At 36.7% G+C, this 13,432-nt stretch carries 9 protein-coding genes; all 9 read right to left on the minus strand.

Annotated features, from left to right (window positions below; all coding sequences use genetic code 11):
• Nucleotides 1-119 precede the first annotated feature (119 nt).
• The gene (locus NTZ27_03435; protein ID MCX6173789.1) at nucleotides 120-1,664 is read right to left on the minus strand and encodes an acyl-CoA carboxylase subunit beta; all 1,545 of its coding nucleotides are present in this window, start codon (nucleotides 1,662-1,664) and stop codon (nucleotides 120-122) included.
• A 12-nt stretch (nucleotides 1,665-1,676) separates the two neighbouring features.
• Nucleotides 1,677-2,420 (minus strand): ATP-binding cassette domain-containing protein, encoded by a 744-nt coding sequence (locus NTZ27_03440; GenBank protein MCX6173790.1) that lies wholly within the window; start codon nucleotides 2,418-2,420, stop codon nucleotides 1,677-1,679.
• Entirely contained in the window at nucleotides 2,417-3,175 is a 759-nt protein-coding gene (locus tag NTZ27_03445; GenBank protein MCX6173791.1) for an ABC transporter permease subunit, read from the minus strand. The genes NTZ27_03440 and NTZ27_03445 overlap by 4 nt, the downstream gene beginning before the upstream one ends.
• A gap of 67 nt (nucleotides 3,176-3,242) precedes the next feature.
• Nucleotides 3,243-3,887, minus strand: coding sequence for an MBL fold metallo-hydrolase (locus NTZ27_03450; protein MCX6173792.1), 645 nt, complete (start codon nucleotides 3,885-3,887; stop codon nucleotides 3,243-3,245).
• Between the two features lie 56 nt (nucleotides 3,888-3,943).
• Entirely contained in the window at nucleotides 3,944-6,352 is a 2,409-nt protein-coding gene (locus NTZ27_03455; protein ID MCX6173793.1) for a protein kinase, read from the minus strand.
• Nucleotides 6,349-8,757: a protein kinase gene (locus NTZ27_03460; GenBank protein MCX6173794.1), complete on the minus strand. Its 2,409-nt coding sequence runs from the start codon at nucleotides 8,755-8,757 to the stop codon at nucleotides 6,349-6,351. The genes NTZ27_03455 and NTZ27_03460 overlap by 4 nt, the downstream gene beginning before the upstream one ends.
• 10 nt (nucleotides 8,758-8,767) lie before the next feature.
• Nucleotides 8,768-11,494 (minus strand): protein kinase, encoded by a 2,727-nt coding sequence (locus NTZ27_03465; protein MCX6173795.1) that lies wholly within the window; start codon nucleotides 11,492-11,494, stop codon nucleotides 8,768-8,770.
• Nucleotides 11,495-11,549: 55 nt separating this feature from the next.
• Complete coding sequence (locus NTZ27_03470) at nucleotides 11,550-11,888, minus strand: STAS domain-containing protein (GenBank protein ID MCX6173796.1); 339 nt, start codon at nucleotides 11,886-11,888, stop codon at nucleotides 11,550-11,552.
• Between the two features lie 20 nt (nucleotides 11,889-11,908).
• Nucleotides 11,909-13,207 (minus strand): SpoIIE family protein phosphatase, encoded by a 1,299-nt coding sequence (locus tag NTZ27_03475; protein MCX6173797.1) that lies wholly within the window; start codon nucleotides 13,205-13,207, stop codon nucleotides 11,909-11,911.
• Between the last annotated feature and the right edge of the window lie 225 nt (nucleotides 13,208-13,432).

A 13,432-nucleotide genomic window follows, 5' to 3' on the forward strand; every position in this document is an offset into this window, starting at 1 on the left:
AATTTTGATTGCAATTTAATCTCTTACGTTTGGATTGTCAAGTTACTTATCATATTCCTGAACTTTAGTAATTGATATTAAAGGAGTTATAAAAATAATTTTTCGCCGAAAAGAATTTACTAAAGTGGAATATTACAATGTTTTTTCTTTGGATTTGTATCAACTTTCGTTTTTAGTAATTGAAATGCCTGAATGATCTTGATTTTTGTTTCTCTGGGGATTATAACTTCATCAATATATCCACGTTCTGCTGCAATATAAGGATTCGTAAACTTTTCTATATACTCGGATAGTTTTTCATTTAATTTAGCTTCGGGATTTTTATCTGATGTAATTTCTTTCTTGAAAATAATTTCAACAGCTCCTTTCGGACCCATCACAGCTATCTCAGCACTTGGCCAGGCAAAATTAAAATCGCCTCTAATGTGTTTTGAATTCATAACATCGTAAGCACCACCGTAAGCTTTGCGTATTATTACTGTGACTTTAGGAACTGTAGCTTCACAGAATGCAAAAAGCAATTTGGATCCATGACGGATAATACCATTCCACTCTTGCTCAGTACCAGGTAAAAATCCCGGTACATCTTCCAAGACAAGTAACGGAATATTAAACGAATCACAAAAACGAATAAAGCGGGCTCCTTTTACTGATGAATTAATATCCAAAACTCCTGCTAAAACCATTGGCTGATTTGCAACAACACCAACTACTACTCCGCCAACTCTTCCAAATCCTACAATAATATTTTGAGCATAATTTTCATGTACTTCTAAGAAATCACCATCGTCAAGAAGCGTGAAAATAATTTCTTTCATGTCATATGGTTTATTGGGGTTATCTGGAATTATTCTGTCTAATTTTTCTTCTATAAGATTTTTTGTTAGATCAAAATCCTTTTCAGGGGGGAGATCTTTCCAATTCAATGGAAGATAACTTAAAAGCTTTCTGATATTATCCAATACTTCCACTTCACTATCAAAGATAAAATGTGCAACGCCACTTTTTGTTGCATGAGTATCGGCTCCTCCAAGATCTTCAAAACTAACTTCTTCATGAGTAACTGTTTTAACTACGTTGGGACCAGTAACAAACATATGGCTTGTGTTTTTTACCATGAATACAAAATCTGTAATAGCCGGTGAATAAACAGCTCCGCCTGCACATGGACCCAATACAGCAGAAATTTGGGGTACAACACCTGAAGCTAATGTATTACGAAGAAATATTTCTGCATATCCGCCAAGACTGACAACCCCCTCTTGAATTCTAGCACCGCCTGAATCATTTAGACCAACAACCGGAATACCAATCTTCATTGCCATATCCAACACTTTACAAATTTTTTCTGCATGAGATTCTGATAACGATCCGCCAAAAACTGTAAAGTCTTGACTGAACAATGCAACTTGTCTTCCGTTAATTTTTGCAAAACCCGTAATTACTCCATCTCCGGCAATTTTTTGTTTGTCTAATCCAAAATCACTTGTCCTATGTTTTACGAACATATCAATTTCATTAAAACTTCCTTCATCAACTAATAATTGAATTCTTTCCCGTGCGGTTAATTTTCCCTTACCATGTTGTGCTTTTATTCTTTCACTTCCACCGCCGAGCTTCGCTTCTTCACGCAGCTTTATAAGTTTATCAATTTTTTCTTTCACAGATTAATTCCTTTATATAGAAAGATTGAACAACTGTGAATCATTTTTTTTGAAGGATTTTTCGATTTGCGATCTTAACTGAATAAATTTTTCGGAATCATAAATTAATTCGTTACGTTCTTTAGGAAGATCTACCATAAGATCAGCTATAATCTCTCCAGGACTTTTTCCCATTAGGTAAATTTTATCGGATAAGAATAGCACCTCGGTAATATTTGTAGTAGCTAAAAGGAAAGTTGTTTTCAATGTCTTTTGTGTCTCTCGTATCAGCAATAAAATTTCTTTCTTAGTTTGAATATCCATTTGGTTGGATGGTTCATCTAATAGAATTACCGCCGGGTGATGTGCCAACGAACGAGCCAAAGCTATTCTAAAACGGAAACCAAAACTTTTATTATTCGGATGAAACGAATCATATCCTTCCAATCCGACAAATCTTATAATACTTTTTATTTCCGAAGAATCTTTTTTTAGTAATCCAAGAGAAATATTTTCCTTAACATTTAACCAAGGGAATGATGACGGCTGCGAAGGTATATAAACAATTTTGTGATCCCCATTTTTCATAACATCGCCATGCGTTGCATATTCTAATCCGGAAATAATTTTCAGTAATGTAGACTTTCCTGAACCGCTTGGTGCAATAATAGAAGTGATTTTCTCAAAAGGTACTTTTAATGAAATATTATTCAACAAAATATTTTTGAATCCATTATCATCAGTATATATTTTGGAAACATTTTTAACTTCAATCATTCGGCACCCCAGTAAATAATTTTATTGTTGACAAATCTTATTACTGAATTACCCAGCCAAATCAATAACGACAATATTATTGCTAAAGTATATAATCCTGTAAAATCTTTATAATCTAATGCTGTACGGAATATAAATCCAAAACCATGAGTGTTATCAATAAATTCATAAGTTAAAATTAATGTCCAAAGCGATAAGTGTACTTTCTCATAATATTTTGTCAATGCTGGCAATGCGGATTTCCAATAAACCTTTTTATTAATATCACTTTGTGATAAGTTGAGATTCCGGGCTACGAGTAAATATTCTTCTTTTATTTTCTTTGATTCATCAAACAATTTATTCATGGAGAAGAAAGCAGTAACCGAAAATCCAAATAATAATTCTGCAAACAGATTATTAGGCAACCAGAAATTGAAAAGTACAACAATAAAAAATATCGGTATGAATCTGAATATTTGGAATGACAGAATTGAATATCGCATTTCAATAAATAATTTTATAAAGTATTTAGCTCCGACATAAACAAATAATACGCTTAATGTAATAGCGACATATATTACAGATGTGGTTGTAGTAAACGCAAAAAGTAATTTATAATCTGACCAAATATGAATGAAGGATTCATACAGTGAGCTTGGTTTAGGCAGTACTTTGTTAATCGGCAATATGAATTCGAATAAAACGATATAAACAAAAAGTAGAGTAATAAATAATACAACACTATTTTTGAGTAATATTTTTTTCTCTTTCATTACTTTTGAATTGCATCCTTAATATTTCCGTAATCAATTTATCCATTAATCGCCGTTAAATCAATTATCACTTTTTGAAAAAAGGATTGTTCTTTTTCTCATCTACAATCGTGCTTTGTGATTCATGCCCGGGATAGATAATTGTTTCACCTGGCAATGTGAAAAGTTTTGTCCTTATGGAATCTAGCAACATTTCATAATCACCGCCCCAAAGATCAGTTCTACCGATGCTTCTTCTAAATAATACATCACCGGTAAAACATATTTTTTCTTTTTCGAAATAAAGACAATATTCTCCGGGCGTATGTCCTGGAGTAAGAATAAATTTTCCTATTGATTCACCAAGAATGAATGGCTCTGTTTCATCAATGAATTTATCTGGTTTAGGCGAAGGTGAAAAATCCACTCCATAATTTTTTGCGGCATCAATCATTAAATCTAGCATAAATAAATCTTTTTCCGGTGCTAAAAATGTTGGATTATATTTTTCTTTTACGTAAGCATTACCAAAAATATGATCAATGTGGCAGTGAGTATTAACAAGATATTTTATTTGCAGCAATTCTTTTTTAATAAATTCATTTAATACACTTCTTTCTTTATCATCGTTACATCCCGGATCAATAATTGCCGCATACTTTGTACTTTCATCCCAGATTAAATAAGTATTTTCATAGAAAGGACTGAAGACGAATCGTTGAATATTGAGCATCTATCCGCCGCTCCCAATTTTCTCAACTATCTTATAATGTGTAATTGTTTGGCCAATCATTCCGGCAGCCCGACTTTCTTAACGAGTTCTTTAAATCTGGGATCATTGCGAATAGGATCGTAGAGTGGGTTTACGCTAAGCTCAACAAGTTGCTCATCGCGCTGCTCGTATGCCTTCTGCAGCGCATCGAATGCATGAACAAGCTCACCCAACTCGATATAAATTTCAACAAAATAAAGTGCACGCACAAATTGTTTTTTTTCTCTGGTATGAAGCTCACTAATGATCTCCTGTGCTTCGCTTTTTTTTCCTATTTTTGCATACACCCGCCCCAGGGCAAAAAGATTATCATTCGTACGACCATACTTGGTTGCATTGCGTTCAAGCAAAGCGAGTGCCTCATCATACCTTTTTTGTTCTGCGTAGCAATCCGCCATGTATAATTCGTCGAGGGCGGGATCAATATCAAGATCCACCATGTTCTGAAACTGGTTGAGCGCACTATCATACTGCTTGGTGTAATATAAAATCGTGCCTACAAAATAATTAGCGAGAAATGAACGTCGATCAAGATCTAGTACTCCCTTGGCTTCTATGAGAGCATCATCGCTCTTTCGTTCAATAATCATGCGGTAGTAGGCATGCCAAGAGTGTGCCTCTGCATCGTTCGGTTTTAGCTCGATTGCTCGCTTGTATTCCTTTTCTGCCCCTTTCCAATCCCAATCGTAAAACATCTTTACAACGCCAAGGTAGAGATGTGCTTCTTGAAGATTGTCATCGAGCGATAGAGCCTTTTCGAGAAATTCTCGTGCTTTGGGCATTCCCTCTGTATGTGGAAAGAGTATGCCAGATCCATCGTAGTAACCTTTTCCCAGTCCTGCGTAACCGAGGGCGAAATCTGGATCAAGCTCTACTGCCCTCTGGAGATAGTCCAAGCCTTTCCTTGCCCCATCGGGCGTCCAGAGAGATGTCTGATACCGCCCTTTCAGATAGAGTTGATATGCTTCTGTGTTTTCGGTAGAACGTTTTGTAAGTTTTTTTTCGTCTTCGTCGATTAGTTTCAAGCTCAGTTTTTGGGATATTTCTTTCGATATGTCTTCTTGCACAGCAAGTATATCCGACAGTTTCTTGTTGTACTGCTCGCCCCAAATGTGAGTGTTGTTCGAAACGTTCACAAGCTCGGTGCTGATCTGGAGATTGTCTCCCCGCTGAGTGACCCTGCCCGCAAGCACAGCCTTCACACCCAACTCCTTGCCTATTTTCTGCGGATCAATGTCTTTACCTTTGTAATGGAACACAGAACTTCTCGACATAACTGTGAGATTGGATAACTGCGACAGTGTATTTATGAGGCTTTCGGTGATACCGTCGCTCAAATATTCTGTGTTCGGGTCGGCACCGACATTCTCGAAAGGCAAAACTGCAATGGAATCTATTGATTGATGCTTACCGAAAAATGATGTGTACCCAATGAACCCAGCAATAAGAAGAACAAGAATTATCCCTAACCCAACGAGTAGTCGAATTCGTTTTTGTGATTGAATTGTTTTCCGAATTCCCGATGTAGTGTGTTCGATGTCAGTCAATTCATTAGTCTTCCCACCAGATGGATAGACAGATGTTTCTCCAAGCGTTTGGTGGGAAACTCTATTCGATTGTTTTTGTACTCTTCGTAACTCGCTAACCATGTCATCAATGTGCTGGTAGCGATCCCCGGGATCTTTTTCCAATGCACGGTTTAGTACATGTAGCATTTCTGATGAGACTTCCGTTAAATATTTATTTATCGGTTCTGGTTCTTCATTCATTAACGAGTACATCATTGATGCATGATGTTCTCCCCTGAACGGCAGTCTGCCAGACAACATTTCATAAAAGAGAACGCCTAAAGAAAATATATCTGCTCTTCCATCTATTTTTGAATTTGATAACTGTTCAGGTGCCATATATGAAACCGTACCCGAAGTGCTCATTGTTCGTGTGACACCTAATCCTTCTTTCAACTTTGCAATTCCAAAATCCATTACCTTAATTTGGTTCTTGCTGTTGATCATTATATTATCCGGTTTTATATCCCGGTGGATAATTCCCTTTGCATGTGCTTCTTCTAATGCTTCTCCTATTTGTATTGCATAGTTTATAGCTTCTTCGATGCTCAACCCTGTATCTTTTATTTTTGTTCTAAGTGTTACTCCGTCAACAAATTCCATCGCAATGAATTTTGCTTCATCAGCTTCTTCTATATCATAAATAGTACAAATGTGAGGATGATTTAACTTTGCGGTCATCTGCGCTTCGTTGAGCAAGCGCGCATTGTCTTCATTAGAAATAGAAAGATGATGCGGTAAAAATTTAAGCGCTACTGTTCTGCGAAGTTTAGTGTCTTCTGCCTTATACACAACACCCATCCCGCCTTCACCGAGTTTTTCCAAAATTTTATAATGTGAAATTGTTTTGCCAATCATTTTTCCAATCCCATTTTCTTTAGCAAAGTTGTATAGCGGGAATCGGAGCGGAGATTGTCCCACATAGGATGAACCTTAAGAAATCCCAAATTCCTATTTTGCTCATTGTATCCTTTCTCGAGCCACTCGAATGCCTGATCCTTATCATCTAATCCCGCATAGACCATGGCTATTTGATTCGAGAGTGTATAACCCTTCTTTGAGAATTCGAACAATTGATTGAGAACCTTAATTGCCTCATTCTTCTTTCCTGATCTTGCATACGCATAACCCAAGTTTCCCAAGCCAAAAGGATCGTCAGATCCAACGATCTGTCTGACTTTTTGATGTTCACTGATAGCTTCATCAAATTTGTTCTGCTGTACATAGATATTACCTAGGAATACGTGCACATAAAGAAAATTCTGATCGAGCTCAAGGACCTTTTTTATTTGCTCTATCGCCTGATCGTAGTGCCGCATGTAGTAAAGAACTCCCCCCGCCAAAGTGGCAATAATAGGAGAAAGAGGATCAAGTTCTTGTGCCCGTTTAATTTCAGATAAGGCTTCTTCTAATTTGCCCTGTTGTTCCAGAATTTCTCCATACCAATGATGAGCTGTAGGATAATTCGGATCAAGTTCTATGGCTCGTTTATATTCTCTCTCTGCACCTTTCCAGTCCCATTGATTATTCATATTATATCCAAGCGCAGCATGGGGTTCAGCCAGTGTTGCATCCAATTCCATTGCTTTCATTGCCGCCTTCTCAGCTTTCGGTATGAAATCTTTAGGCGGTTTACCTGAATATTCCGGAAGAAGACTATAGGTCGAAGCTAAACCCGCATATGCAAGTGCATAGCCCGGATCCTTTTCAATCGCTAGATTGAAATAGTTAACAGCTTTTTCAAGATGATCGGTGTTGCGTTTGTTCCAGTGAAATCTTCCTTTGAGATAGAGCTGATATGCTTCTGTGTTTTCGGTGGAATGTTTTGTAAGTTTTTTTTCATCTTCGTCGATTAGTTTCAAACTCAATTTTTGGGAAATGTTTTTCGATATTTCTTCCTGAACTGTAAGAATATCAGAAAGTTTTTTGTTGTACTGCTCGCCCCATATGTGACTATTGTTTGAAACGTTCACAAGTTCCGTACTGATCTGGAGGTTATCGCCCCGCTGAGTGACTCTGCCTCTAAGCACGGCCTTTACACCCAACTCTTTGCCAGCTTTTTGCGGATCGATGTCTTTCCCTTTGTAGTGGAACACAGAGCTACTCGACATCACTGTAAGATTGGATAACTGCGACAGTGTATTGATAAGGCTTTCTGTTATTCCGTCGCTCAAATATTCTGTGTTCGGGTCGGCACCGACATTCTCGAACGGCAAGACTGCGATTGAATCTATTGATTGATGCTTACCGAAAAATGATGTGTACCCAATGAATCCAGCAATAAGAAGAACAAGAATTATCCCTAACCCAATGAGCAGTCGAATTCGCTTTTGTGATTGAATTTTATGATTGGTTTCCGATGTGTTGCGTTCTATGTTAAGTGTTTCAGTAGTCTTTTCACCTGATGTATGGACAGATGTCTCTCCAATCGTTCGCCGGGAAACTCTAGCCGATTGTTTTTGTACTCTTCGTAACTCGCTAACCATGTCATCAATGTGCTGGTAGCGATCCCCGGGATCTTTCTCTAATGCACGGTTAAGCACATGAAGCATTTCTGATGAGACTTCCGTTAAATATTTATTTATCGGCTCAGGTTCTTCATTCATTAACGAGTATATCATTGATGCATGATGTTCTCCCCTGAACGGCAGTCTGCCCGACAACATTTCATAAAAGAGAACGCCTAAAGAAAATATATCTGCTCTTCCATCTATTTTTGAATTTGATAACTGTTCTGGCGCCATGTATGAAACCGTGCCTGAAGTGCTCATCGTTCGTGTGACACCTAATCCCTCTTTCAACTTTGCTATTCCAAAATCCATTACTTTAATCTGGTTCTTGCTGTTGATCATTATATTATCAGGTTTTATATCCCGGTGGACAACTCCCTGTGAATGCGCTTCTTCTAGTGCTTCACCAATCTGAATTGCATAGTTCACAGATTCTTCAATTGTAAGGTTATTCTCTTTTATTTTTTTTCTGAGTGTTACTCCGTCAACAAATTCCATTACAATAAATCTTTCTTCATCTGCTTCTTCAATATCGTGAACAGTACAGATGTGAGGATGATTTAATTTTGCAGTCATTTGGGCTTCGTTGAGCAGGCGCGCATTATCTTCATTAGAAATAGAAAGATGATGAGGTAAGAATTTCAGTGCAACAATACGCTTGAGTTTGGTGTCTTCTGCTTTATAAACTACTCCCATTCCCCCTTCGCCGAGTTTTTCCAAAATCTTATAATGAAGAATAATATTCCCTATCATTTTAATATCTTTATTTCTTAGTTAAGGTTTGATTTTTTATTTCATCGGTCCAGTTCAGAACTAATGATATATTTTTGAAACTTATCCCTTTAACCAGGCTTGTTGTAATAAAATACTTTCCGTCAGAAGTTATATCGAATGTTATTCCGCTATCTACATTCATAGCCGGGAAACCACTAAACATCACTTTTGGTATTCCGGCTGCAAAGGTAGGCGATGTGGAAATTGGGACTGAGAACATTTGTGAACTTTTTCGATAGTAAATAGTTTTTCCGTCCGGTGACCATCTTGGTTCTTCAGCCACATCGGTGGATATCTGCCATTTACCTTCTTTGTTTGGAAATGAGCGAACATAAATTTGGTACAAACCTGATTCATCTGTCAGATAGGACAACCATTTTCCATCAGGAGAAATACTAGCTTCATATTCATCTTTCTTTGAATCTAAATATTTCCACGGTTTCTTGTCCCCTTTTAACGGAACAACAAGAAGGTCAGATTGGGCACCATTAGTTAGATTATCAATAATTAAATTTGCACCATCTCGTGTCCAGTAATCTAAATATAGTCTCGTGTCCCCTCTGTATACTTCAACTTCATTTCCGCTACCATCATACGATTTTATATAAATCCCAAATTTTCCTTTTTCAAGTTGTTTCATATACGCAATATTTTTACCATCCGGTGACCATTGCGGTGTTCGATTTATACCTCCAAATGTTAACCTGTTTAATGCTTTTCTCATTATATCAAAAATCCAGATGTCAAAATTTTCTTCATCACGAATTACAAGAGCAATTTTTTTGTTATCTGGAGAAAGTCGTGGTTCGAGATATGGATGCCCGACAGAATCTAAACTTGTAACTTCACCTTTCATATTTATTTTTACAATTTTTCTGCTTCCTCCTTCTATGGCACCGGGTATATAAGCTAGTGTGCCATTATCCGAGACCATATAGTTAGTAATTCCAGTTGTAGTTTCACTGAATACTCCCTCAACCACGGGGACAGGCTCACCTTTAACCTCAAGTCTGTCTACATCAAATGGAACTAAATAAAGAACTCCGGAACGGGAAAAAAGAATATGCCCGGAATTTATGTATCTCGCTGTGCTAGCATTTTTTATAAGTGTTTTTCTCTCGCCGGTTTCTATATCTACAACATCAATAGAAGCATTTTCGTAATAATCGGGACTTGTAAGTGTTCCAACTGTAAATAGAACATGTTCACCATCAGGTAGAAATGAAGGCCAGCGATGAGTCCGTTCTATTTTTTTTGTAGAATCAATTGTCGTAATTTTTTTTGCAGTCCCTCCGGCTTCGGATATGAGCGATAAACCTTCAGTTGGAGAAGCTGAATAAACAATACTGCCATTTTTACCCCAGGTTCCTCCTCTATTATCTCCAACGTCTGCTAGTACAACAGGCGTTCCACTACCTAACGAAATTTTTTCCAACTTTCCATTTGTGAAAAATCCAAGCCATTTATCATCTTGTGAAAAGAAAGGAGTTGAAGCATTTTCTGTTCCCGGTATAAGAACGGGTTCTATCGAATCCATTTTACGGATATAAAATTTACTGTTTGCCTTAAATACCAATTTACTTCCGTCGTGTGATATTGCCATGGCTGGGTATGAATTTAAATCAAGTATTTTATCATCACCGATATCAAGTGAAAATTTTGTTATAATTTTTTCTTGGGATGGTTTGTTAAGAACTAACCAAGTGGAAACTAGCGCTATTAATAATATTATAGAAAAAATCCATGGGAAAATAGATGAGCGGAAGAATTTTGATAAATCAATTCTGCGATTCAAAATTTCAACAGTGAATGATCCTGAAGGAGTAACAGCTGTTATTTGTCCGGTTGCAGTATTAAATAAAGCGGGATTAACATTATATTTTTTACTTGTTCTTTGTCCAGAAGATTTTTTTATTTTCCTCAAATCTTTTGCTAATTCTTTAGCAGATTGACATCTATCATCTTTTTCTTTTTCCAGACATTCAAGAATAATTCCGTCAAGTTGTGGATCTATGCCTTCTTTAACAGAAGAGATTGGTGCAGCATCCACATTTACTATCTCATACATTATTGCCGTTTCATGCATACCCTTAAATGGTGATTCTCCTGCAAGCAATTCATAGAGCACCACTCCAAAAGAAAAAATATCTGTCCTGTGATCAACATCGAGTCCTTGCACCTGTTCGGGTGACATGTAACCCATCGTTCCCATTGTAGTTCCTAGTTTTGTAAGTCGGCTTGCATTGCTTGATGTGTAAAGTTTTGCTAGACCGAAATCCATTATTTGAACGATGCCGTCTTTCCGGATCATTATGTTTTCTGGTTTTATGTCTCTGTGAACAATCCCTTTCTCGTGAGCCGCTGCAAGACCTTCAGCCACCTGTACACCGATATCAAGAATTTTTTTCTCTGAAAGATTTTGTTTGTTATTTCTTAGAGTAACACCGTCTATAAATTCCATTACAATGAAAAGTTGTCCTTCGTGTTCTTGTATGTCATAGATAGTACATACATTCGGGTGGTTCATAGCAGAAGCAGCTTTAGCTTCCTGAACAAATCTTGCTTTCGCATCCTCTGTGGCAGTGATCTGAGATGGGAGAAACTTCAGTGCAACAAAGCGGTCAAGTTTTGTGTCTTGAGCTTTGTATACAGTGCCCATCCCGCCTTCACCGAGTTTCTCCAAAATTTTATAATGTGATATTGTTTTACCAATCATGTCTTAACTCCTAGTTCAAATGAAATATTGGAACGATATAATTCTATAATCACTTCTAGCTGTAACTTTTTACAGCTTCATCCACAGAGGGATAATTTTCGAATACAGTAATAAGCTTTGTGATTACGAGCAGGCTTGTAATTTTCTCGGTTGCGTTAGCAAGCTTTAGATTACCGTCTGCATTCTTTACTGTTGTATATCCGCTAATCAACATTCCTAAGCCCGAACTATTTACATATCCGGTTTCTTTAAGATCAATTATTAAATTTTTCTTCCCCTCTAATATCAACTTACGAAGAGTATCACTAAACTCTTCATTCTTAGTTCCGCCTGTGATATCTCCTTTGAGCTCGATAACAACCGATGTGTACTTTTCAACCACATTGATTTTCATGATAGTTCTCCATTTTATTTTTATTCAATCCGTTTAATTACCATTATTGTTATGTCATCCGATTGTTCCACCCTTCTGGAATGTTCTTTTACTTCATCAAGTATTTTTTGAACAATTTCTTCAGCTGTAGATTTCAAGTTTGTGCGGACAATATCTAACATTTTTTCTTCCCCAAATTCTTCAGCCGCCGCATTCATTGCTTCTGTTACACCGTCAGAGTAAAGAATCAATACATCGTTTTCATTTATTTCAATCATACCCTCTTGAAATTTAGAATTAGGAATCATTCCAACAACCACACCGCCAATTTCTAATTTTTGAGTCTTTGAGTTATCAGTAAAAAGAAATGGCGGATTGTGTCCGGCATTGCAATACTTTATAATATTTTCTTTCGTATTTAGTATTCCATAGAAAAGTGTAGCATATTTGCTAGAATCAGTATTTGTGTAAAGAAGATTATTTGTAAAAGAGATACAATTAGTACAAGATACGTTTAGAAATGTCTGTCCTCGTAAAGTAGCTTGTAGATTTGCCATTAATAGTGCTGCTGGCAACCCTTTTCCTGATATATCTGCAACACAAAATGCAACAGAGTCATTGTCAATTTTCATGAAGTCAAAGTAATCTCCACCAACTTCCTTTGCCGGAATACTTCTCCCTGCAAGTTGATAACCTTTAAACTGTGGTATTTCTTTTGGAAGCAAATCAGTTTGAATCTTATTTGCCAGCCTCATTTCTTCTTGGACTTTAATAAGAGTCTGCTCTCTAAGGGCGAGTCGTGCGTTTTCTATTACCTGTGAAGATTGCCCAGCAATGATTGAAAGTAATCTTTGATCTTCATTAGTGAATTCTCTTTCATCGCGTTTATTGAATAGTGAAACCACACCGATCAATTTGCTTTTCAACATAAGGGGCACTGCTAAAATTGATTTAAGATCGGCTCTCTTTTCAATAAATTTTATTCGGTCATCGTTTTTGAAGTCATTTACAAGAAGCGGAGATTTGTGAAGAATCATCCAACCGGAAAGCTGAGTGTCTAGATGGAAAGAATTTGTATCTATTATACCAGTGTTTTGCTTACGAATGAATGTGTGGAAGGGATTTGTTTCATCAGTCGAATCAATGAGCATAACAGCACCTTGTTCAACATGCAGATGCTTAACACATTTTTGGACAATCAATTGAATAATTTGTTCAAGCGACAAAGTTGAAGAAATTGCGGTTGCAATTTCGTTGAGGATCGAGAGTTCGGCAATGGCAGATTTGAGTCTTTTATTTTCTTCTATAATAATCTGCGCAGAACGTTTTTCATCTTCCATGAAAAGCTCCTCAAAGATTGCTTAGTATAATTTATATATAAGTGTAGAAGGAAAATCAAAGGCTATCTTTAATAATAACTTAAGCAAAATAAATGATTGTTTTGAATTAAAATGTGAGTCTATACTTATATAAAATTCTGTAAGAATTAAAAGAATAGAGCAATAAATAAGATTTTTATAAAGTGCATTATTATTAAAGAGTGTTGGGAAAACAAAGCAATTCCT

The organism is Ignavibacteriales bacterium (assembly GCA_026390775.1).
In the GTDB taxonomy this organism is placed as follows: Bacteria; Bacteroidota; Ignavibacteria; order Ignavibacteriales; family Melioribacteraceae; genus Fen-1258.